20 protein-coding genes are annotated in these 22,893 nt (G+C 61.0%); 13 read left to right on the top strand and 7 right to left on the bottom strand.

Annotated elements, in window-relative coordinates:
- Positions 1-18: 18 nt before the first annotated feature.
- Positions 19-1,167 carry a lactaldehyde reductase gene (fucO, locus tag RRF55_RS08300; protein WP_064153079.1) on the top strand — a complete coding sequence of 383 codons (1,149 nt, stop codon included), beginning with the start codon at positions 19-21 and terminating at the stop codon, positions 1,165-1,167.
- Positions 1,168-1,237: 70 nt separating this feature from the next.
- Here fucO and xni read toward each other — a convergent pair whose 3' ends face one another.
- On the bottom strand, positions 1,238-1,993 hold the full coding sequence (gene xni / locus RRF55_RS08295; protein ID WP_004142871.1) for a flap endonuclease Xni: 756 nt from the start codon (positions 1,991-1,993) through the stop codon (positions 1,238-1,240).
- A gap of 97 nt (positions 1,994-2,090) precedes the next feature.
- Positions 2,091-4,034, bottom strand: a complete 1,944-nt coding sequence (locus RRF55_RS08290) for a sigma-54-dependent Fis family transcriptional regulator (RefSeq protein ID WP_004174618.1) — start codon at positions 4,032-4,034, stop codon at positions 2,091-2,093.
- 77 nt (positions 4,035-4,111) lie between these two features.
- Between RRF55_RS08290 and RRF55_RS08285 the strand changes: the two genes are divergently transcribed.
- The 9 genes from RRF55_RS08285 (at position 4,112) to RRF55_RS08245 (ending at position 13,840) form a co-directional block, all read left to right on the top strand.
- Positions 4,112-4,228 carry a hypothetical protein gene (locus RRF55_RS08285; protein WP_004219275.1) on the top strand — a complete coding sequence of 39 codons (117 nt, stop codon included), beginning with the start codon at positions 4,112-4,114 and terminating at the stop codon, positions 4,226-4,228.
- Positions 4,229-4,305: 77 nt separating this feature from the next.
- Entirely contained in the window at positions 4,306-5,478 is a 1,173-nt protein-coding gene (ssuD, locus tag RRF55_RS08280) for an FMNH2-dependent alkanesulfonate monooxygenase (protein ID WP_004142863.1), read from the top strand.
- 46 nt (positions 5,479-5,524) lie between these two features.
- Positions 5,525-6,922, top strand: coding sequence for an FAD/NAD(P)-binding protein (locus tag RRF55_RS08275; RefSeq protein WP_032415461.1), 1,398 nt, complete (start codon positions 5,525-5,527; stop codon positions 6,920-6,922).
- Between the two features lie 73 nt (positions 6,923-6,995).
- Positions 6,996-8,402, top strand: coding sequence for an LLM class flavin-dependent oxidoreductase (locus tag RRF55_RS08270; protein ID WP_032428395.1), 1,407 nt, complete (start codon positions 6,996-6,998; stop codon positions 8,400-8,402).
- Positions 8,399-9,421 (top strand): methionine ABC transporter ATP-binding protein, encoded by a 1,023-nt coding sequence (locus tag RRF55_RS08265; protein WP_004174621.1) that lies wholly within the window; start codon positions 8,399-8,401, stop codon positions 9,419-9,421. Before RRF55_RS08270 ends, RRF55_RS08265 begins: the two co-directional genes overlap by 4 nt.
- Positions 9,418-10,116 (top strand): methionine ABC transporter permease, encoded by a 699-nt coding sequence (locus RRF55_RS08260; protein ID WP_002915267.1) that lies wholly within the window; start codon positions 9,418-9,420, stop codon positions 10,114-10,116. Before RRF55_RS08265 ends, RRF55_RS08260 begins: the two co-directional genes overlap by 4 nt.
- Positions 10,113-10,991 carry a MetQ/NlpA family ABC transporter substrate-binding protein gene (locus RRF55_RS08255; RefSeq protein WP_130974834.1) on the top strand — a complete coding sequence of 293 codons (879 nt, stop codon included), beginning with the start codon at positions 10,113-10,115 and terminating at the stop codon, positions 10,989-10,991. Before RRF55_RS08260 ends, RRF55_RS08255 begins: the two co-directional genes overlap by 4 nt.
- A 193-nt stretch (positions 10,992-11,184) precedes the next feature.
- Positions 11,185-12,606: an MFS transporter gene (locus tag RRF55_RS08250; RefSeq protein WP_004900233.1), complete on the top strand. Its 1,422-nt coding sequence runs from the start codon at positions 11,185-11,187 to the stop codon at positions 12,604-12,606.
- Positions 12,607-12,616: 10 nt separating this feature from the next.
- On the top strand, positions 12,617-13,840 hold the full coding sequence (locus tag RRF55_RS08245) for an acyl-CoA dehydrogenase family protein (protein WP_002915263.1): 1,224 nt from the start codon (positions 12,617-12,619) through the stop codon (positions 13,838-13,840).
- A gap of 45 nt (positions 13,841-13,885) precedes the next feature.
- On the opposite strand, the gene RRF55_RS08240 is transcribed toward RRF55_RS08245, so the two are convergent.
- The 5 genes from RRF55_RS08240 to queF form a co-directional block, all read right to left on the bottom strand.
- Entirely contained in the window at positions 13,886-14,827 is a 942-nt protein-coding gene (locus RRF55_RS08240; RefSeq protein WP_049108758.1) for an aliphatic sulfonate ABC transporter substrate-binding protein, read from the bottom strand.
- Between the two features lie 138 nt (positions 14,828-14,965).
- On the bottom strand, positions 14,966-16,333 hold the full coding sequence (locus tag RRF55_RS08235) for an L-serine ammonia-lyase (RefSeq protein ID WP_064153080.1): 1,368 nt from the start codon (positions 16,331-16,333) through the stop codon (positions 14,966-14,968).
- Positions 16,334-16,398: 65 nt separating this feature from the next.
- The gene (locus RRF55_RS08230) at positions 16,399-17,688 is read right to left on the bottom strand and encodes an HAAAP family serine/threonine permease (RefSeq protein WP_004151070.1); all 1,290 of its coding nucleotides are present in this window, start codon (positions 17,686-17,688) and stop codon (positions 16,399-16,401) included.
- A gap of 509 nt (positions 17,689-18,197) precedes the next feature.
- Positions 18,198-19,565 carry a nucleotide 5'-monophosphate nucleosidase PpnN gene (ppnN, locus tag RRF55_RS08225; RefSeq protein ID WP_002915258.1) on the bottom strand — a complete coding sequence of 456 codons (1,368 nt, stop codon included), beginning with the start codon at positions 19,563-19,565 and terminating at the stop codon, positions 18,198-18,200.
- A 111-nt stretch (positions 19,566-19,676) separates the two neighbouring features.
- Positions 19,677-20,522 carry an NADPH-dependent 7-cyano-7-deazaguanine reductase QueF gene (gene queF, locus RRF55_RS08220; RefSeq protein WP_004174633.1) on the bottom strand — a complete coding sequence of 282 codons (846 nt, stop codon included), beginning with the start codon at positions 20,520-20,522 and terminating at the stop codon, positions 19,677-19,679.
- Positions 20,523-20,590: 68 nt separating this feature from the next.
- On the opposite strand from queF, the gene syd reads away from it, so the two are divergent.
- The 3 genes from syd to truC all read left to right on the top strand — a co-directional run bounded on the left by syd (position 20,591) and on the right by truC (position 22,891).
- Positions 20,591-21,136 carry a SecY-interacting protein gene (gene syd / locus RRF55_RS08215; RefSeq protein WP_002915253.1) on the top strand — a complete coding sequence of 182 codons (546 nt, stop codon included), beginning with the start codon at positions 20,591-20,593 and terminating at the stop codon, positions 21,134-21,136.
- Between the two features lie 631 nt (positions 21,137-21,767).
- Entirely contained in the window at positions 21,768-22,097 is a 330-nt protein-coding gene (locus RRF55_RS08210) for a YqcC family protein (protein WP_002915249.1), read from the top strand.
- A complete protein-coding gene (gene truC / locus RRF55_RS08205) occupies positions 22,097-22,891 on the top strand; it encodes a tRNA pseudouridine(65) synthase TruC (RefSeq protein WP_002915236.1) in 795 nt (264 codons plus the stop codon). The genes RRF55_RS08210 and truC overlap by 1 nt, the downstream gene beginning before the upstream one ends.
- Positions 22,892-22,893 lie beyond the last annotated feature (2 nt).

Genomic DNA, 22,893 nt, shown 5'->3' with positions numbered 1-22,893 from the left:
GCTAACAGGAGAGCCACGATGGCAAACAGAATGCTCCTCAATGAAACGGCATGGTTTGGCCGGGGGGCGATAAACGCATTAACCGATGAAGCGGTGCGGCGCGGCTATCGTAAAGCATTGATCGTCACCGACAGCACTCTCGCCCGCTGCGGCGTGGCGGCGAAAGTCACCGACAAACTGGATGCCGCCGGGCTGGCATGGGATATATTCAGCGACGTGATCCCTAACCCGACCATCGCCGTGGTCCAGCAGGGGCTGCAGGCCTTTCAACGCAGCGGGGCGGATTACCTGATCGCCATCGGGGGCGGTTCGCCGCAGGATACCTGTAAGGCGATCGGTATTATTCAGCGTAACCCGGAATTCGCCGATGTCCGTAGCCTCGAGGGGCTGTCGCCCACCCGTCAGCCCAGCGTGCCGATCTTCGCGGTGCCGACCACCGCGGGTACCGCGGCGGAGGTGACGATTAACTATGTCATCACCGATGAAGAACAGCGGCGCAAATTCGTCTGTGTCGACCCGCACGATATTCCGCAGGTGGCCTTTATCGATGCCGATATGATGGACGCTATGCCGCCGACGCTGAAGGCGGCTACCGGCGTGGACGCCCTGACGCATGCTATCGAAGGGTACCTCACTCGCGGCGCCTGGGCTTTGACCGATGCTCTGCACCTCAAGGCCATCGAGATCATCGCCGGCGCGCTGCGCGGCTCGGTTGCCGGAGACGCCGGCGCGGGGGAAGCTATGGCGCTCGGCCAGTATGTGGCGGGGATGGGATTTTCCAACGTTGGGCTTGGCCTGGTACACGGTATGGCGCATCCGCTCGGCGCTTTTTACAACACGCCGCACGGCGTGGCGAATGCCATCCTGCTGCCGCACGTGATGCGCTTTAATGCTGAGGCGACCGGGGAAAAATATCGCGACATCGCCCGGGCGATGGGCGTCAGGGTGGAAGCGTTAAGCCTGACCGCCGCGCGCGAGGCGGCAGTAGAGGCGGTCTGCCAGCTTAACCGCGATGTCGGTATTCCCGGCCATCTGCGCGAGTTGGGCGTCAGGAAAGAGGATATTCCGGCGCTGGCCCAGGCGGCGCTGGCGGATGTGTGTACCGGCGGCAACCCGCGCGAGGCGAGCCTGGCGGATATCGTCGGGTTATATCAGGCGGCCTGGTGATTGCCTGGCCCGGGTAAAGCAGGCAGTGCCGGAGGCAGTCACCCTGCACCGGCGCACCTCTTAACGATGGTCAGCGCGTCAGCCGCAGCTGTTGCAGATTGCCGTCCAGCTGGAGGTCGGTCTGCAGGCGGGCCACCTCCCGGCAGGTGAAGGCCATCTCCTGATGCGCGGCCAGCTTTTTGCGCCACTTCTCCGGGACCTCGGCCAGACGGGCGTACAGCCCCTCCAGGTCCTGAAACTCGTTCAGCAGCTGGGCGGCGCTTTTGGGTCCAATGCCCGCCACGCCCGGCACCTTCGAGCTGCTGATCCCCGCCAGCCCCCAGTAATCCGCCAGCTGCTCCGGGGTGACGCCGAACTCGCTGGCGATGAAGGGGGCGTCCAGCCAGCGCTTCTGAAAGTAGTCGCGGATGCGGATGGTGGGCGACAGCAGCTGGCAGTAGCCTTTGTCGGTGGAGACGATGGTGGCCTGATGGCCCGCCTGGGCTACCTTCACCGCCAGGGTGGCGGCGAGATCGTCTGCTTCGCTGCCCGGCGAGGCCCAGCAGCGGATCCCCCGCTGTTCGAAGGCGGCCCGCAGCGCCGGCATCTCGGCGACCAGCGTCTCCGGCATCGGCGCGCGTCCGGCTTTGTACTCCGGCAGGCGCTGGTGACGCCAGCCGTGGGCGCGATCCTCATCGTCGAACACCGCCACCGCATGGGTGGGCTGACTGTGGACAATCAGCTGCTCCAGGGCATGCAGGCAGGTATCGACGCAGGGTGAACCCTGCACCGCGTGAATGCGGCGGATTAGATTTAACGCGTCGACGATTAACAGATGAACAGCCACAGATACCCCCCTTATTCTCAGCGTCTTTAGGGTAACATCGCCATCAGATCGAGGCTATCTGCGCCTGAACAATCAGGAAGATAACGCGCAAATTTCGCTAACTGACCGCCATCAGCGGTCTGATGACGTCCGGCGCGGGTTCGCCGTACCACACCGCTTCGCGCACCGGGACCGGTTTGGCGATAAGCCCGAGGGCGTAAAAGCGATCGGCGATGGTCTGCTGGGCGCGGATCACCGACAGATCCATCGGCCGCGGGCGATGGCTGCGGCGGGCGAGGGCCATGCTCAGCGACCGGGCGTCGATCCCCAGCTCTGCCGAGAGTAAGCGGGCCGCTTCGCCGCGATGCGAGTCGATAAACTGCCCGGTGTGGGTCAGCTCCGTCAGCAGGCGGCGCATGATATCGCCATGCTGAGCGAGGTAGTCCCGTCGCGAAAGATAAAACTGATGGTTGTTGACCCGGCCTTCGCCGCTGGCGACCACCCGCAGCTCGCCGGTGTGTTCGGCGTCGCTGAGCAGCGGATCCCACATCATCCAGGCGTCAACCGCCAGATAGTCGCTGGCGGTCAGCGGATATTTCGGCGGGGTATAGACCACCCGCACATCGTTCAGACCCAGGCCGGCGTCCTCGAGGATCTGCAGCAGCAGCCAGTGGACATTCGACCCTTTATTGAGGGCGATGCGTTTACCGCGCAGATCGCTGAGCTGGCGAATGTCGCTCCCCTGCGGGACGACCATCGCCACGCTGCGCGGCGCCGGCGGCTCCCACGCCACGTACATCAGTTCGCTATTGCTGGCCTGGGCAAACACCGGCGGCGCTTCTCCGGTGGTGCCGAAGTCGATCTCGTTGCAGGCGAGGGCGTGGAGGAGCTGCGGTCCGGCAGGAAACTCACTCCACAGCACGTTGACGCCGAGGCTGGCGAAGGCGGTTTCCAGGCTCTGACGGGCTTTCAGGATCCCGAGGCTGCCGAAGCGCTGGTAGCCAATGCGCAGTTCGCGATCGGCCCCGGCTGCGTTGGCGAACGCCCGCGGCGGCGCAGGCGGGCGGCGGCGGCTTTTGATCAGCCCGAGGTTAGCGAGCTGGGTGCGCAAGGTATGCCGGCTGATCCCCAACAGCGCGGCCGCCTGGCTCTGGTTATCGTCGCAATGTGCCATGGCGTGGCGAATCAGGGCGCTGGTCACTCGCTGCCACAGCGGCTCGCCGGGAAGCGCCAGCTGGTGGCGAATAAAGTCGTCCAGTTCATGATCGCTCGCCGGCCCCGGGGCGTCGTTGAGCGTCGCCAGGCGCAGCTGGGCAGGACTGATCTCCTCTTCTTTACTGAGCAGCACCGCGTTGTGCAGGGTGTTTTCCAGCTCGCGAATATTGCCCGGCCACGAATAGTCCATCAGCCGGGCCAGTGATTCCGGCGCCAGACGCAGGGTTGGCCGCCCGAGGCGCCGGGCGTAGAGTGATAAAAAGTGGTGCGCCAGCAGCGGGATATCCTGCCGACGCTGGCGCAGCGGCGGCAGCGGCACCACCGCGATATTCAGTCGATAGTAGAGATCCTCGCGAAAGCGGCGCTCGCGGATCGCCTGGGCCAGGTCAACGTGGGTGGCGGCAATCACCCGGACATTCACTTTAATCGCTTTGCGTGAGCCGACGCGGGTAATTTCACGCTCCTGCAGCACTCGCAGCAGCTTGACCTGCAGCGGCAGGCTTAATTCGCCGATCTCGTCCAGCAGCAGCGTCCCCCCTTCCGCGGCTTCAAACCAGCCGGGCTGTCCCTGCTGCGCGCCGGTGAAGGCGCCTTTCTCATGGCCGAACAGTTCAGCTTCGGCGAGGCTCTCGGTCAGCGCGCCGCAGTTAACGGCCAGAAACGGCTGCTGGCGACGGGCGCTGTGATGATGGAGATAGCGGGCCACCACCTCCTTGCCGGTGCCGGTTTCGCCCACGATCAGCACGGTCGCCTCCGTTGGCGCGAGTTTGTCCAGCAGGCTCTGGAAGGCCTTCGACGCCGGGTCGATCAGCGCGGGAGCGGTGGAAGGGGATTCTGGGTTCAGCATAGCGGGCCTCCGATCGTTGACGCTCTGAACTTATCCTGCGGCGGCCGCAGAAACCAGAGGGGGAAGGCCCGCGGCTGTTGCAAATGCGCCAGCGGATGCGCGGCGGCTGCGCGATTTGCAACAGCGCGGCGCGGCGAAGCCGTTTTCAGTGCATTGATTTTAAAAGATTAATTTTTTATTCACCATTGGCATGATTATCGCTAACACCCATATAACCAAATTAAAACATCTCTTCGATAAATATCGGATATGGTTATATAGGAAATAGATAATGACGCAGCAAGCTCCCGACAAGATCAATGTCTTCTGGTTCTTACCTACCCACGGCGATGGCCGTTATCTGGGCACCACCGAGGGTGGACGCCCGGTCGATTTACCTTATCTGCAGCAGGTGGCGCTGGCAGCCGACAGCCTGGGCTACTACGGCGTGCTGATCCCCACCGGTAAAAGCTGTGAAGATTCGTGGCTGGTGGCCTCGGCGCTGGCGCCGTTGACCCGCCGTCTGCGCTATCTGGTGGCGGTCAGGCCGGGCCTGCAGCCGCCAACCCTGGCGGCGCGGATGGCGGCCACCCTCGACCGTTTATCGGAAGGTCGGCTGCTGATCAACGTCGTTACCGGCGGCGACCCGGTGGAAAACAAAGGCGACGGTATCTTCCTCAGCCACAGCGAGCGCTATCAGGTGACCCGCGAATTTCTTGATATTTACACCCGCCTGCTGCGCGGGGAAAAAGTGGATTATCACGGCGAGCATATTCACGTGGAAGGCGCTGAGGTGTTGTTCCCGCCGGTGCAGGAGAATGGCCCGCCGCTCTATTTCGGCGGCTCTTCTGATGCGGCCATTGATGTGGCGGCCGAGCAGATCGACAGCTATCTGACGTGGGGCGAACCCCCGGAACTGGTGGCGGAGAAGCTGGCGGTGGTGCGCGAGCGCGCCGCGGCCCGCGGACGCACCCTGCAGTACGGCATTCGTCTGCACGTCATTGTGCGCGAAACGGAAGAAGAGGCATGGGCCGCCGCCGACCGGCTGATCGCCCATCTTGACGACGATACCATTGCCCAGGCGCAAAAGATCTTCGCCCGCATGGACTCGGCCGGCCAGGCGCGGATGAGCGCCCTGCATCAGGGATCGCGCGATAATCTGCGCATTGCGCCCAATCTGTGGGCCGGCGTCGGACTGGTGCGCGGCGGCGCGGGTACCGCGCTGGTAGGTAATCCGCAGCAGGTAGCGGAACGCATCCGCGAATATCAGGCGCTCGGCATCAGCAACTTTATCTTCTCCGGCTACCCACATCTGGAAGAAGCGCACCGCTTTGCTGAGCTGGTGATGCCTCTGTTGCCGCTGGAAAACGGGGCCTCGTCGAAGGCGCGTAGCGTGAACACCGGTCCGTTTGGCGAAACCATCGGCGGCGATAAGCGCCCGGTGCGCCAGGTCAGCGCCAGCTGATGGCCCGGAGCGCGACCATGAGACAGCATACCGGAGGAGGGCAGCGATGAGTGCAAAACCGCATATCGTGATTATCGGCGGCGGCTTTAGCGGCGCGGCGGTGGCGATTGAGCTGCTGCGCCTGGCGCCGAACGGGGTGCGCGTGACGCTGCTGGAGCCGCGCCAGTCCCCCGGGGCCGGGGTGGCCTACTCCACTGCGGAGCCGACGCACCGGATTAACGTTCCGGCCGCTCGCATGCAGCTGGCCGGCGACGAAGAGGGCGCCTTCGATCATTGGTACCGCCATCAGCCTGCCTTTACCGTCGATGTGCAGGCGCTGCGCCCGGACGGTTCCGTCTACCCTCAGCGCGGCCAGTTTGGTCGCTATGTGGCGCAGCGTTTTGCCGACGCCGCGGCGTCCAGCGGCGGACGGCTTCGCCACCTGCGCGATCGGGCGCTCGCTTTTCATCAGGGGATGGTGACCACCGACGGCGGCCTGCAGCTTAAGGCCGATCTGCTGGTGCTGGCGATCAGTCATCCACCGCCTTCGCTGCCGGCACAGGCCGAAGCCTGGCGTCATCATCCGGCGCTGATTGCCAACCCGTGGCAGCCGGGCGCGCTCGATGCCATCGCCCCGCACGCCCGGGTGGCGGTGATGGGCACCGGATTAACCATGGCCGATACGGTCGCGACGCTGGACCGGCTGGGCCACCGCGGCAGTATCGTCGCCTTTTCGCGCCATGGCCTGCTGTCGCGCGGCAACCTTAGCGGCGCAGGGGCAACCTGGCCTGGTGACTATCAGCAGGGCAGCCTGCGCCAGCGCCTGCGCCAGATCCGCCTCGACGTCGCGTATGCGGCGCAGCAGGGCCTGAGCTGGCAGGTGGTGCTGGATGCGGTTCGTCAGCAGGGGCAACGGATCTGGCAGGCGCTCAGCGTCGCCGATCGCCAGCGTTTTCTGCGCCATCTGCGCCATTACTGGGATGTCCACCGCTACCGCGTGGCGCCGCAGGTCGCCGAGGTGCTGGAGGCGCGCCAGCGCACGGGCAGTCTGCAGGTGCAGGCGGCCAGGCTACTGTCGATAAGCGGTGAAGGCGAAACGCTGCGTCTGACGCTGGCGCGGCGCGGCGGCGGCGTGCAGACGCTGAGCGTCGATCACCTGATCCTGACCACCGGACCCGCACACCGCGCCCTGACCGACAGCCAGCCATTTTTACAGGACCTCGCCCGCCGCGGCCTGATTCGCGCCGATGCCCTCGGCATGGGCCTGGAGGTGGACAGCCGTTCCCGGGCAGTGGCTGAGCCGCACGTTGAGGCGCCGCCGGTGCTGGTGGCCGGTCCGGCCGCCCGCGGGCGTTTTGGCGAACTGATGGGCCTGCCGCAGGTAGCCGACCATGCCGCTGACGTGGCGGCGCAAGCGTTACTCACGCTCGGGATCCCGCAGGACTCCCGATGTCCTGCGTACTGAATACCTCTCTTTCTTTTCCCTGATTCATTTTGCCGCGTGCGCCCCGGCGACGGGCCGCGCTATGGAGATTGCTATGTCATCACAACGTGAAATTCGTCTTAACGCTTTCGATATGAACTGCGTCGGCCATCAGTCGCCGGGCCTGTGGGCGCATCCCCGGGATCGCTCCTGGCAGTATAAAGATCTGGAGTACTGGGTGGATCTGGCGCGGCTGCTGGAGCGCGGCAAGTTCGACGGGCTGTTTATCGCCGACGTGCTGGGGATCTATGACGTGCTGAACGGCAGCGGCGATGCGGCGATCCGCCAGGCGACGCAGGTTCCGGTCAACGATCCGCTGGCTCTGATCACCCCAATGGCGCTGGTGACGGAGCATCTGGGCTTCGGCCTGACCGCCTCGCTGTCGTTTGAGCATCCTTACCCCTTCGCTCGTCGTCTGTCGACGCTCGATCATCTGACCAAAGGGCGGGTGGGCTGGAATATCGTCACCTCCTATCTGGAGAGCGGGGCGCGCAATATCGGCCAGCAGACCCAGACCGACCATGACACCCGCTATGACTATGCCGATGAGTATTTGCAGGTGATCTATAAGTTGCTGGAGGGAAGCTGGGAGGATGGGGCGGTGCTGCGCGACAGAGAGCGGAAGATCTTCAGCGATCCGCGGAAAATCCATCCCATTAACCATCAGGGACAGTTCTTTTCCGTGCCGGGGATCCACCTCTGCGAGCCATCCCCGCAGCGCACGCCGGTGCTGTATCAGGCGGGGGCGTCCAGCCGCGGCAAACAGTTCGCCGCCGGCCATGCCGAATGCGTCTTCGTCGCAGCGCCGTCGAAGGTGCTGCTGAAGAAGACGGTGGCGGATATTCGCCGCCGGGCAGCTGAGGCGGGGCGCGATCCGCACAGCATCCTGATCTTCAACCTGCAGACGGTGATTGTCGGCGACACCGACCGCGAGGCACAGGCGAAGTGGCAGGAATATAAGCAGTACGTCAGCTATGAAGGCGCGCTGGCGCTGCTCTCCGGCTGGACGGGGATCGATTTCGGCCAGTATCAGCCGGATCAGGTGCTGAAGTATCTGCACACCAACGCCATTCAGTCGGCGGTGGAGGCCTTTTCGACCGCTGATCCGAACCGCCAGTGGACGGTGCAGGCCCTGGCCGATTGGGCGGGGATCGGCGGCTTCGGTCCGCTGGTGGTTGGCAGCGCGCAAACCGTGGCGGACGAACTGCAGTCCTGGGTCGAAGAGACGGACGTCGATGGCTTTAACCTCGCCTATGCCGTCACTCACGAAACCTTCCGCGATGTCGTCGAGCTGCTGGTGCCTGAGCTGCAAAAGCGCGGCGTCTTTAAGCAAGAGTACCGCGAGGGGACCCTGCGCGAAAAACTGTTCGACGGCGGCCCGCGTCTGGCCGCGCCTCACCCGGGCGCCAGCTACCGCCGCGATGCGCGCACGGCGGCATCGGTAGAGGAGAAGGTGACATGATCGCTATTGATGACCTGCATAAAAGTTACCGCACGGCGGATGGCCGGCTCAGCGCGGTGCTGAAAGGGCTGTCGCTGCAGGTGCCTGAGCGCTCCATCACCGCGGTGGTGGGGCCGAGCGGCGCCGGTAAATCAACCCTGGCGCGCTGCATCAGCCTGCTGGAGCAACCGGACAGCGGCAGCATTCGTATCAATGGCCAGGATCTGTCGGCGCTGTCCGGCGAGGCGCTGCGCCGGGAACGGCGGGCGATTGGCACCGTTTTCCAGTCTTCGGCGCTGTTGAGCCGCAGGACCGCCTGGGAGAATGTCGCCCTGCCGCTGGCGTGGCTTGGTGTGGTGGAGCGCGATATCAAGGCGCGGGTTGGCGAGCTGCTGGAGAGCGTCGGCCTGAGCCACAAAGCGGATGCCTGGCCGGCCCAGCTCTCAGGCGGCCAGCGCCAGCGGATCGGCATTGCCCGCGCGCTGGCGCTGCGCCCGTCCGTTCTGCTGGCGGATGAAGCCACCTCCGGCCTCGATCCTCAGGCCACGGCCTCGGTGCTGGCTCTGCTCAAGCGGCTGCGTGATGAGTACCAGCTGGCGATCGTCCTGATTACCCATGAAATGGACGCGGTGCGCACTGCGGCGGATGCGGTGGCGGAGATCCGCGACGGGACGATCGTCCAGTACGGGCGGATCGAAGATCTGCTGGCGCGTCCCGATTCTCTGCTCGGCCAGCAGCTGTTGCCGCTGACGCCGGCGGCAGCTACCCACAGCGATCTGCTGCTGCGTCTGAGCTACCGCTGGGATGTGCCGGTGGCCACCGACTGGATCAGCCGCCTGAGCCAGCAGTGGGCGCTGCAGATCGATCTCCTTGGCGGTCACGTCGAGGTGATTAATGGTCGGCTGGCCGGTCGCCTGCAGGCCGGAGTGCGCTTTCAGGGCGAACGCCTGTCGCCCGCGCGACTGCAGGGCCTGCTGGCGCAGCTCGGCATAACGGCGGAGATCCTCGACAGCGCGCCGTTGCTCAGGGAGGCGGTATGAAACCGACAGTCATCAGTCAGGATACCCCCTGGGGCGAAATCCCTTCGCTGCTGCTCCCCGCCTATGGCGAAACCTGGCTGATGGTGGCCATTGTGATGCTGTTTGTCGTCACGCTGGGGGGGCTGGTGGGGGTGGTGTTGTTTAACGCCTCGCCGCGGGGCTTATTTCCGCACGCACTGCTGTACCGGCTGCTGAACTGGGTGGTCAATATGGGACGTTCGCTGCCGTTTCTGGTGCTGATGGCCGCCATTATCCCGTTCACTTACTGGCTGACCGGCACCACGATTGGCATCCCCGCCGCGGTAGTGCCGATGATCGCCGCCGGCGTCCCGTTCTTTGGCCGTCTGGTGGAGAACGCGCTGCGCGAGTTGCCGGCGGAGGTCACCGCGGTGGGGGTCGTCTGCGGCGGGTCGCGCTGGCAAATCATTGCCAGCGCGCAGCTCAGTGAAGCCATGCCCGCGCTGGTGGCGGCGGTGACGCTAAACCTGGTCTCGATGATCGAGTATTCGGCTATCGCCGGGACCATCGGCGCCGGCGGCATCGGCTACCTGGCCGTGGTGTACGGCTATCAGCGCTTCGACAACCACATCATGATCGCGACGATCGTTGCCCTGATCGCCACGATCCAGTTGATTCAATTTTTGGGTGACCGTCTGGTCAACCGTTTACGCCACACGCAGGGGAACCTTGTATGACAACAGAGCAATTTGAGTTACGTAAAGCGCGGCGCTGGCCCTGGCTGGCGGCTCTGGCGGTGATTATCCTGCTCGCCATCGCCTTCTGGTGGTGGCGGGGACATACCCAAAGCCAGCAGGTGGTCTTCGGCAGCACGTTAAAAATTCACTACGAGCCGGCGATGGCCGGCGAGCAGCGGATCATTGAGTATATTAATCAGCATATTGCGCCCGATTACGGTCTGAAACTGGAGGCGGTGGGGGTGCAGGATCCGGTCCAGGCTGACCGCGCGGTAGCGGAAGGTCAGTATGCCGGGACGATCTATCAGCATCAGTGGTGGCTTAAACAGGTGGTGGACGCTAACGGCTTTGCGCTGTTGACCACGGTGCCGGTGTTCCAGTGGGCGTTTGGCATCTATTCCGACCGCTACTCGTCGGTACAGGCGTTGCCCAACGGCGCGACCATTGTCGTGCCTGACGATGGCGCCAATCAGGGGCAGGCCCTGTGGCTGCTCCAGCGCATTGGGTTGATCTCGCTCGACCCGGCGGTGGAGCCGCGCACGGCGAAGCTGAAAAATATTGTCGGTAACCCGCATCAGTTTGTCTTTAAAGAGCTGGATCTGCTGACCATGCCGCGGGCGTTAAATTCGGTGGATGCCGCCATCGGCTATGTTTCGCAATTTGACGCCGGGAAAGTGCCGCGTGAGAAAGGCATATTATTCCCGCCGGCGCCGCGCACCTTTGCTTCGCAATTAGTGATTGGTACACCGTATTTATCGCAGGAAAATATCGTCAAATTAAAACAGGCTTTTTCTGACCCGCGGATCCAGACGTGGTTAAAAACCACCGATGACCCGCTGGTAAAAGACGTATTAGTTCCAGTGTCCGCGGAATAAGCGTCCTGCACGACGTCTATTTTCGTTGTTATTTATTTCCCTTGAGGATGCGTGAAAACGCGTCCTTTTTGTGCTGGTGATATTTATTAACTTATTGATTATATTGATTTTTATAGAATGATTTGTTGTTTTGATTCTCGTCGCGCGCGGTCTATAACCGCTGATGACCTGCACAAAATAATAAGGTGAAAAAATGAGTACATTACCAGTGGATAATCCCGGTATCGCTTCGGTACCGGTCAGTAGCGTCGGGGATGTGGCGCGGCTAATTAATTCCGGCAAGGAACAAGCGAAATATGCGCGGATGATTGTCTTCCTCGCGCTGGGGGGCGTTTTTCTCGACGCATATGACTTAACCACGCTCTCCTACGGTATTGATGACGTTGTACGTGAATTTCAGCTCTCACCGCTGCTGACCGGCCTGGTGACTTCGTCCATTATGGTCGGGACTATCGTCGGCAATATTATCGGCGGCTGGCTGACCGATAAATATGGTCGCTATTCGGTTTTTATGGCCGATATGTTCTTTTTCGTGATTTCGGCTATCGCCGCCGGGCTGGCGCCGAACGTCTGGGTGTTGATTGGCGCCCGTTTCCTGATGGGCATCGGCGTTGGCATCGACCTGCCGGTAGCGATGTCCTATCTGGCCGAGTTTTCCCGCTTTGCCGGCAAAGGCAACAAAGCGGCTCGCCTCGCGGCATGGTGCCCGATGTGGTACGCCGCCTCAACCGTCTGCTTTCTCATTATCTTCGGCCTCTATTTCCTGCTGCCGCAGGAGCATCTTGACTGGCTGTGGCGCGCCTCCCTGCTGTTCGGCGCCGTGCCGGCACTGCTGATTATTGCCGTCCGCAGTCGATTTATGAATGAATCCCCGCTGTGGGCGGCCAACCAGGGCGATCTGACCTCTGCAGTGCGTATTTTACGCGACTCCTGGGGGATCCATGCCCATGAGGTCCCGGCGGCGAAGCCCGCGCCAGCGCCGAAAGTGAGCTTCCGCGTGCTGTTCGAAAAAACCTACCGCGAGCGGACTATCGTCGCCGGGGTGATGAATATCTGTATCTCCTTCGAGTACACGGCGATTGCCTTTTTCCTGCCGTCAATTCTTGCCCAGTTCCTCGGGGCTGGCGTCTTCGAAACTATTTCGGCATCGCTGGGGCTGAACGCCCTGTTTGCTTTTACCGGTGGGCTGCTCGGTATGCATCTGGCGTGGAAATATCCTTCGCGTCATGTGGCGATAGCCGGCTTCGCCCTGCAGTTTGTGGCGCTGATTGTGCTGGCGCTGGTGGGGCAACCGCACGCGACGGCAGGTATCGTGCTGGCTATCGCGATGCTGGGGCTGTGGCTGTTCGCCGAAGGGTTTGGCCCGGGGGCGCAGCTGATGATCTACCCGGCGCTCTCCTATCCTACTGCCATTCGCGCCACCGGGGTCGGTTTCAGCCGGGCACTCTCCGGGATCGGCAGCGCGCTGGCGTTGTTTATTCTGCCGCTGCTGCAGGCCTCCCTCGGCACGCAGATGTTCTGGGTGGTCTCGCTTGCCGCCATTATTCCCATTTTCTTCCTGCTGGCGGTCCGTCATGAACCGACGCGAGAAGATATCGACGCACTTCATGAATAAGGAACTGACAATGACCCTGCTCTCCACTGGCACCGATTATGACGCGCTGGCGGCCGCCTTCCGCCCGATATTCACCCGTATCGCCCAGGGCGCTGCGGAGCGCGAACAGCAGCGCATTCTGCCCGATGAGCCGATCCGCTGGCTGAAAGAAGCGGGCTTCGGCACGCTGCGTATCCCGCGCGAGAAGGGCGGCTGGGGCGCTTCGCTGCCGCAGCTCAGCGCGCTGCTGATCGAGCTGGCGCAAGCGGACTCTAACCTGCCGCAGGCCCTGCGCGCGCACTTTGCCTTTGTGGAAGATCAGCTGAATCAGCCGGATTCCGCCGGGCGCGACCGCTGGTTTCGTCGCTTCCTCGACGGTGAGCTGGTGGGCAGCGGCTGGACGGAGATCGGCGCGGTTAAGCTGGGAGAGGTGAACACCAGAGTGACGCCGACAGAGGGCGGCTGGCGACTCGACGGCGAGAAGTTTTACAGCACCGGCGCGCTGTACGCCGACTGGATCGATGTGTTTGCCCGGCGCAGTGATACCGCCAGCGATGTGATAGCCCTGGTCAGCACCCAGCAGACCGGCGTGGTGCGGGAAGATGACTGGGATGGCTTTGGCCAGCGGTTGACCGGCAGCGGGACCACCCGCTTTACCGGCGCTCGGGTGGAAACCGAACATGTCTATGATTTTGCCCAGCGCTTTCGCTATCAGACCGCCTTCTACCAGCATGTGCTGCTGGCGACCCTCGCGGGCATTGGCCTGGCGGTTGAGCGGGATGCCGCGCAGGGCGTCAAACATCGCTCCCGGATGTACAGCCACGGCAACGCCGCCGTGCCGCGCGATGACGCCCAGGTTCTGCAGGTCGTTGGGCAGATCAGCAGCTGGGCATGGGCGACCCGGGCCGCGGTCCTGCAGGCCGCGGAATCGCTGCAGCAGGCCTATGTGGCGCACGTCAGCGACGACGAAGCATTGATTGCCCGGCGTAACCAGCTGGCGGAAGTGGAAGCGGCGCAGGCGCAGGTGATCGCCAGCGACTGGATCCCGCGGGCGGCGACGGAGCTGTTTAATGCCCTCGGGGCGTCGGATACGCGAACTCGCCTTGCGCTGGATCGCCACTGGCGCAATGCGCGGACGGTTGCCTCGCATAATCCGGTGATTTATAAGGCACGTAATATCGGTAACTGGCTGGTGAACGGTGAAGCGCCCACCTTTATCTGGCAGATAGGCAATGGTGAGAAAACGGCGGGGTAAGCCTGTCGGCGACGGGAGGCGCAGTGCTTCCCGTCGTCAGGAAAATCAAGGTTTATCCAGCGACCAGGTGGCGCTGCGCACGTCGACTTTCACCGGCAGCAGGCCGATGCGCGTAAAGGTATCCGCCAGCGCCTGCTGTTCGTTATACACCGCCGGGGTCATGCGTTCGGCACCGTAGGGCAGGCGGGCCAGGGTCTTCAGCCAGATGCCTTTATCCAGTCCGGTTGAGGTCGACAGCAGCCCGGCGGCCTCGTCCTGATGGCTGTTCGCCCACGCGCTGAGTTTACCCAGCTCATCCACCACCTGCTTTGCTGTCTCCGGGTAGGTATCTGCAAACTTGCGGCTGGCGAGATAGAAGGTGTAGTGCGGCACCAGCCCCTCGGCATTGCGGATCTGTCGGGCTTTCGCGTTGGTTTCCACTTCTGCGAGGAACGGATCCCAGATCACCCACGCATCAATCGCCCCGCGCTGGAAAGCGGCGCGGGCGTCCGCCGGCGGCAGATAGACCGGGGTGATGTCTTTATAGCTGAGGCCCGCTTTTTCCAGTGCGGCGACCAGCAGGTAGTTGACGTCAGACCCCTTGTTCAACCCCACGCGCTTGCCCTTCAGGTCGGCCACGCTGTGGATTGCCGACTGTTCAGGCACCACAATCGCTTCCGTTTTCGGGTTAGCGGGGGAGTGGGCAAGGTAGACCAGATCGGCTTGCGCCGCCTGGGCAAAGGCCGGAGGCGCATCGCCGGTCGCGGCCAGATCGATACTACCGACGTTCAGCCCCTCCAGCATTTGCGGCCCGGCGGGGAATTCGACCCAGCGTACGGCAATGCCCTGTTTTTTCAGGCTCTCATCCAACGTGCCGCGGTACTTCAGCAGCGCGAAGATATTCGCCTTTTGATAGCCGATGTTGACGGTTTCCGGCGCTTTGGCCAGCGCGGAGGTAGAGAGGGCGGCGAGGACCAGCAGCCAGGCGGGGCGGAATCGGTTGGACATTGTTTGTTCTCCTTAGCGGTTTTGCGTAAGGTAACAAACAGCGCTTATAACCATTAAATAACTAAAATTTTATTGATATAACAAAAAGAGTTATGCAGGACGATGGCCCGACACGCCGACGCGTGGCGGGCCAGCAGGTTAATCGCAGGCAACAATCTTCATCGCCAGACCACCGCGGGAGGTTTCCCGGTACTTGGCGTTCATGTCTTTGCCGGTTTCGTACATGGTCTCGATCACTTTATCGAGACACACGCGCGGCTCGCTGGTCCGGCGCAGCGCCATTCGCGCGGCGTTGACCGCTTTCACGGCAGCGATAGCGTTGCGTTCGATGCACGGCACCTGCACCTGGCCGGCGACCGGGTCGCAGGTCAGGCCGAGGTTATGCTCCATAGCGATCTCTGCCGCGATGCACACCTGACCCGGGCTGCCGCCCAGCAGTTCCGCCAGACCGGCCGCCGCCATCGAGCAGGCGACCCCCACTTCACCCTGGCAGCCGACTTCGGCGCCGGAGATGGAGGCGTTCATCTTATACAGCGAACCAATCGCGCTGGCGACCAGCAGATAGCGGGCCAGGGAGTTGCTGTTCACCTTGCGGATAAACTTGTCGTAGTAGGCCAGCACCGCCGGCACGATACCGCAGGCGCCGTTGGTTGGCGCGGTCACCACCCGGCCGCCGGCGGCGTTCTCTTCGTTCACCGCCAGGGCGAACATATTGATCCAGTCGACCACCGCCATCGGATCGCTGTTGGTGGTGTCCTGGCTCACCAGCATACGGCGCAGCGCGGCGGCGCGGCGCGGGACGCGCAGTTTGCCCGGCAGGACGCCTTCGGTGGTGATGCCGCGCTCGATACCGGCGCTCATCACTTCCCACACCGCGGCGAAGTGTTGCTCAAGGGCTTCTTTGCTGTGCAGCGCCAGTTCGTTCTGCATCATCAGGCCGGAGAGCGACAGCCCGGTTTCACGGCAGTGACGCTGCAGGTCGGCGGCGTTTTTGTAAGGGTAAGGAACGGCAACCGGCGCCTCGGTAGTCTGGCCGAAGTGCTCCTCATCAACGATAAAGCCGCCGCCGATAGAGTAATACGTCTGGCTGTAGAGCACCTTGTCGCCGGCCAGGGCGGTGATACGCATGCCGTTCTCATGCAGCGACAGGTTGTCGGCATGGAAATTCATGCACTGATCCACCGGGAAGTCCACTTCGTGCTGACCGTTGGCCAGCATCAGGCGGCCATGGGTATTAACATCCTGAATAAAGCCCGGAATGGCGTCGATGTCAACGGTGTCCGGCAGGTTGCCGGCGAGTCCCATGATAATCGCGATATCGGTATGGTGGCCTTTACCGGTCAGGGAGAGGGAGCCGTAGACGTCGACGACGACTTTGCTCACCTCGGCCAGCAGGCCGCGCGCGATCAGGTCGTCAGTGAATTGTTTGCCCGCTTTCATCGGTCCAACGGTATGGGAGCTGGAAGGGCCAATGCCGATTTTAAAGATATCGAATACGCTGATCATATGTATTCCCGTGCTGTCGGAAAGCGCGCCGCCGTAAAGCGGCGCGGGGGGAGGCGTTGAATGAATTAGCTGAACAGAGAGTAGAAGATCGCGGAGATGGCAATCAGGCCCATAATCACCACGAAGACGTTGCTGATATGGCCGCTGTATTTACGCATCGCCGGGACTTTCTGAATCGCGTACATCGGCATCAGGAACAGGATCATCGCGATAATCGGGCCGCCAAGGGTCTCGATCATACCGAGGATGCTCGGGTTCAGGGTTGCCACAATCCAGGTGGTGATCAGCATGAACAGCGCGGTCAGCTTGTTCAGTTTGTTGATTTCAATCGATTTGCCTTTACTGCGCAGGGATTTAATCACCATGCCGTTAAAGCCTTCGCGAGCGCCCAGATAGTGGCCAAGGAAGGATTTGGTGATGGCGATCATCGCGATGATCGGTGCCATCCAGGCAATGATTGGCGCGTTAAAGTGGTTCGCCAGGTAAGACAGAATCGAGATGTTCTGCTCTTTCGCCGCCGCCAGGTCTGCCGGAGAGAGGCTCAGAACGCAGCTGAAGACGAAGAACATCACGGTCAGCACCATCATGATGTGGGCGCGCGCGAGGATACTGGAGCATTTCTTCTCAGCGCCTTCGCCGTACTCTTCACGTTTGGCTACCGCGAAGGAAGAGATGATCGGCGAGTGGTTGAAGGAGAAGACCATCACCGGGATCGCCAGCCACAGGGTCATCAGCAGGCCGTTGCCGGTAACGGAAGCGCCGCTCAGGGAGAGCGTCTCCAGCGCCGCGCCGTTCCACTGCGGGATCAGATACAGAGCCAGCACCATCAGCGCGATAACGAATGGGAACACCAGCACGCTCATCGCTTTCACAATCATCTGCTCGCCGAAACGCACGATGGTCATCATGCCGACGATCAGGATCAGCGACAGAATGGCGCGCGGCGGCGGCGTCATGTGCAGCTGATGCGCCATGAAGGTTTCGACGGTGTTAGTGATCGCCACGCTGTAAACCAGCAGGATCGGGTAGATAGCGAAGAAATAAAGCAGGGTAATCAGCTTACCTGCGCCTACGCCGAAGTGTTCTTCCACTACTTCGGTGATGTCTTCGCCCGGGTTTTTCCCGGAGAGCACGAAGCGGGTCATGCCGCGGTGGGCGAAGAAAGTCATCGGGAAGGCCAGAATCGCCATGATGATCAGGGGGATCATGCCGCCAACGCCGGCGTTGATCGGCAGGAACAAGACGCCCGCGCCAATCGCTGTACCGTACAGGCCCAGCATCCACATGGTGTCGGTTTTACGCCATCCGCTGCGGGTTTCGCCCGAAACGATGGTGCTGGTTTGAGTGGTTTCCATCTGTATCTCCTGGAGGAATCAACAAAATCTAATGAATAAATACAATTGCGTAACATGAAATTCGTTTAATTACGGTTTTTTTAGAAATTTTCTCCGTAATAATTGGGCCGGAAAGATACATTTATATGGTTTATGCATCAGTGATCGCGATCTCAAATGCAATAATCCACTTTCAATGTGCGTATTTTTAGTCCAACAGCCTGTTTCTGGTGATCAGCCAGCGATTTGTGGCGCGAAGGCTACCATTTGCAGCATATGAGATAAAAGCGGAGCGGCGTAATAACGAGGGATTTACTGTAAAAAAGAGAACTAGTCGACGTTTTTGCGCTTAAAACCATTTTTTGCAGTGATAATTGTCGCAGTTTTTACCAACGCAAACGTTTGGCTATGTAGAAATAATTCAGGTGATTGATTAGTAACAGAAAGGTTTTTAGCGCGTTCTGGAAGTCAGAGGAAGAGAGCCCGCCGGGGGCAGGCGTCAGGCGATGCCCCGGCGGGAGAGGGGGAAATCAGGCGATGATTTCGTAGCAAGGAATATAGGCGGTGCCGCCCGGAAGCTTCATGCGGTGCTGGGCGACGAAGCCCTGCAGCAGATCGTCCATACGGCGCATCATCTCCGGATCGCCGTGCAGTTTGTAAGGACCGTACTGCTCAATGGCCTGGATGCCCACCTCTTTGACGTTCCCCGCGACAATCCCGGAGAAGGCGCGACGCAGGTCGGCGGCCAGCACTTCCACCGGCTGATCCGGGGAGAGTTTGAGGTTGGCCATGTTCTCGTGGGTCGGATCAAACGGCATCTGCAGGTCCGGCGAGATGCGAATCGACCAGTTAAAGCTATAGGCGTCATCGGTCTCGCGACGGCTCTCTTTCACCAGCGGCATCGCTTTTTTCATCTGCCGCGCCACTTCCGCCGGGTCGTCAATGATGATCCGGTAGTGGCGACGGGCCGATTCGCCCAGGGTATGGGTGATAAACTCGTCCAGTACGCGGAAGTAGTCGGCGCTCTCCTTCGGCCCGGTGAGGATCAGCGGCAGCACCTGCGCTTTGTTGTCGGGGTGCATCAGAATACCCAGCAGGTAGAGCAGCTCTTCGGCAGTGCCGACGCCGCCCGGGAAAATAATGATCCCGTGGGCGATACGTACGAAGGCCTCCAGACGCTTTTCGATATCCGGCATGATGATCAGTTCATTGACCAGCGGGTTCGGTGGTTCCGCAGCGATAATGGATGGTTCGGTCATGCCGATAAAGCGGCTGTCTTTGTAGCGCTGCTGCGCATGGCCGACGGCGGCGCCTTTCATCGGCGCCTCCATTGCGCCAGGCCCGCAGCCGGTGCAGATATTCAGTTCCCGCAGGCCCAGCTGCGTACCGACGCGGCGGGCGTAGAGATATTCGTTTTCGTTGATGGAGTGGCCGCCCCAGCAGACGATCATGTTCGGCGCCTCGCCGACGTGCAGCGCGCGGGCGTTGCGCAGGATCGAGAACACCAGGTTAGTGATATGAACCGAACTTTCGAGATCGAGGTTCGGGAAGCGAACGGTATTGTGGATCTGGCCGTAAACGAACAGGATATCGCGCAGCACGGCGAACAGGTTGGCCTGCAGGGAGCGGATAATCCGCCCGTCAACGAAGGCGTCTTCCGGCGGGTTGATCAGTTCCAGCTTCACGCCGCGTTCGCGCCGCAGCACGTTAATCTCGAAATTTTCGAAACGGGACAGGAGCTCCTTGCTGTTATCGGTCAGGCTCCCCGAATTGAGCACAGCAAGCGAGCAGTTGCGAAAGAGTTGGTACAGGTCGCTGCTGGCGGTGCGCTTAAGCATATCCACTTCCAGCTGCGACAGCATATCCATTGAACCAAGCGGGCTAACATGTGTAATCAAGTGAACTCCTTACAGGACGCTTATGGTCTTCCTGTGATTACAATAGCCCTGCGAACGGCGTTTCCACAACCTTGCGCGCGCCTAAACGCACGCAAATTGTGAAATTGTTTATTATTGACGGGCGAGGCGGCCGGTGGCGGGGGAAAAGTCGCCATTGCTGCGCCAGGGGTTGATATCCAGACCGCCGCGCCGCGTATAGCGGGCGTAAACGGAAAGCGATTCCGGCTGGCAGAAACGGAGAATATCGTTAAAGATACGTTCGACGCACTGCTCATGGAATTCGTTATGGTGGCGGAACGAAACCAGATAGCGCAGGAGCTGCTCGCGGTCGATTTTCGCCCCCCGATACTGGATCTGCACCGAGCCCCAGTCCGGCTGATGAGTGATAAGGCAATTAGACTTCAGCAGGTGGCTGACCAGCGTCTCCTCCACGATTTTGCCGCTGGCGGCGCCCTGCAGGTAATCGGCGCTGAACTGATAGTTATCGATCTCGATATCCTGATCGTCGATGCAGGTGCCGTGCAGGCGGGCAATCGGCTGGCCTTCCAGTTCATCCAGGCGGTAGAGCGATACCTTCACCTTCCCCTGCGCGCAGGCGCTGAGATCGCGAGTCAGCGTCTCTGCAACGTCCTGCCAGCTAGCGAAACGGGTCTGGTTAAAGCTGTTGAGATAGAGCTTAAAGCTTTTCGACTCCACCAGATTGAGGCTGGTATCGGGCAGCTCGACGTGGCCGACAGCTACCTGCGGCAGACCTTTGCCGTTCAGCCAGGAGAGTTCGTACAGCGTCCAGATATCGGCGCCGTGAAACGGCAGATTATCGGCATGCAGGCCCAGCGGGTCGCGGTTTAAACTGCGCGGCACGCCCTGCAGCAGCGAGGCGTCATAGGTATCGCGGTAATCGGTTGATTTACCGAGCGTCAGGCCGGCCAGCGCCTGATGATTATCGTAAGAAGACATGTTTCACCATAGTAAAGCGGGTACACTATTGCTCCAGTGTATCCTGTCTAACGTGAAGAGAGAAACCGGTGGACCATCAGACAGCAGAAGCGCTACGCGCTTTTACCCAACGATATTGCGCCGTCTGGCAGCAGCAGCGCCACAGCCTGCCGCGCAGTGAAGAGCTTTACGGCGTCCCGTCGCCTTGCGTTGTCGACACCCAGGGCGAGGCCGTTTTCTGGCAGCCGCAGCCGTTTTCGCTGGCGCAAAATATCAGCGCGGTTGAACGCGCCCTCGACATTGTGGTACAACAGCCGCTTCATTCTTATTATACCACTCAGTTTGCCGGCGATATGTCCGGCCGGTTTGCCGGCGAAACCTTGACGCTGCTGCAGACCTGGAGTGAAGAGGATTTCCAGCGGGTGCAGGAAAATTTAATCGGGCACCTGGTGGTGCAGAAGCGGTTGAAGCTGTCGCCGACGCTGTTTATCGCCACCCTCGAGAGTGAACTGGATGTGATTTCCGTCTGTAATCTCAGCGGCGAGGTAGTCAAAGAGACCCTCGGCACCGCCAAACGCATTACGCTTTCTCCCTCACTTGCGGGTTTCCTCAACCACCTTGAGCCAGTTCTGTAATCCAGTCTGCCAGATCGTTTGTGAGAGATCTCTTACAAAACCTGTAAGAGATCGTCATCATTTAAGGTAAATTTAATCCATACTTTTTTATATAAGTTGTTGGTATTAAATCAGATCTTAATTTTTTCGTCCTTTTGAGTGGGGACTAATCTTAAGAGATTGTCTCAAGAAGGGTTGTAAGAAGGGGCAGAATCAGTGATCCTATGTCTGTCGACAGGACGTCGCGAAATGAAGCGAACATCAGGATGATGGCGCTTCTGCAGGACCCGCCAGGACGGCGTTGCAGGGACAGGCTTCAGGATGAAGCAAGGATAACGCAGGATCGCGTAATGGACACCTCCAGGATGGAGAACGAGAGCCGCTCAGGATGAACGGTGGATCAGGAAGATCGGGACAAACTTATGGATAAGTCATTTCGCATCGGGGTGGTGTGAAAGCAGGATGCACGTGTTTATGGATGAACATGGTCAGGAGACCTCAGGAAAAGTTTTCAAGGACGAGCAGGGAGCACCAATGTAGCGGGACTGCTGCAAAACGAACCGGGAGCACTGTTTATACAGTGCTCCCTTTTTTTATTTCTCCTGCGGATTTGCTATCCTGCGCCCGGTTTTTAACTCATCGAGGTTTCCCCATGACTCTTCACGATAGCGTGCGCGATCGCCTGCGCGCCATTGAAGCCCTGCTGCGCGAAACGGAGCACTGGCAGGAGACGGCGCCGGACAGCAGCGCCTTCGCCAGCGATAAGCCGTTTTGCCTGGATACCCTGGAGCCGCTGGAGTGGCTGCAGTGGGTCCTGATCCCGCGTATGCACCAGCTGCTGGAGAGCGGCCAGCCGCTGCCGCAAAATTTTGCCGTTGCGCCTTATTACGAAATGGCTCTGGATCAGGCCCACCCGGTCCGCGAATCCATGCTGGCGGAACTTCTGCTGTTAGACGCGCTGTTTGCCGGTGAGCAGGCCTGATGCTGGAGATTATCTACCAGGACGACTGGCTGGTGGCGGTCAACAAACCCTCGGGCTGGCTGGTGCATCGCAGCTGGCTCGATCGCGACGAGAAAGTGGTGGTGATGCAGACCGTGCGCGACCAGATTGGTCAGCACGTTTTTACCGCTCATCGTCTCGACCGGCCCACCTCCGGCGTGCTGCTGATGGGATTGTCGAGCGAGGCGGGCCGGCTGCTGGCGCAACAGTTCGAGCAGCACCAGATCCGGAAGCGCTACCATGCGATCGTCCGCGGCTGGCTGATGGAAGAGGCGCTGCTGGATTACCCGCTGGTGGAGGAGCTGGATAGAATCGCCGATAAGTTCGCCCGCGAAGATAAAGGGCCGCAGCCAGCGGTAACCCACTACCGCGGTCTGGCGACAGTGGAGATGCCAGTGGCGACTGGGCGCTATCCCACCTCGCGCTATGGGCTGGTGGAACTGGAGCCGAAAACCGGCCGCAAGCACCAGCTGCGCCGTCATCTGGCCCACCTCCGTCATCCGATCCTCGGCGACAGCAAGCACGGCGATCTGCGGCAAAACCGCAGCGCCGCGGAACATTTCGGCTGTCACCGCTTGATGCTGCACGCCAGCGAGTTGTCGTTAACCCATCCTTTTACCGGCGAGCCGCTGACCCTGCGCGCCGGTTTTGACGACGTCTGGATGCGCGCGCTGTCGCAGTTTGGCTGGCGCGGGCTTCTCCCGCTAAATGAAAGGGTTGAGTTTGCCGACGACAGCGGTCAGGATGAAGAGAATAAGGTCAATCCAGGGAGATAATA

This window comes from Klebsiella sp. K47, from assembly GCF_051858335.1.
Taxonomy (GTDB): domain Bacteria; phylum Pseudomonadota; class Gammaproteobacteria; order Enterobacterales; family Enterobacteriaceae; genus Klebsiella; species Klebsiella pneumoniae.
The sequence above is the reverse complement of the archived record's forward strand: the minus strand, read 5'-3'. Positions and strand labels throughout refer to the sequence as shown.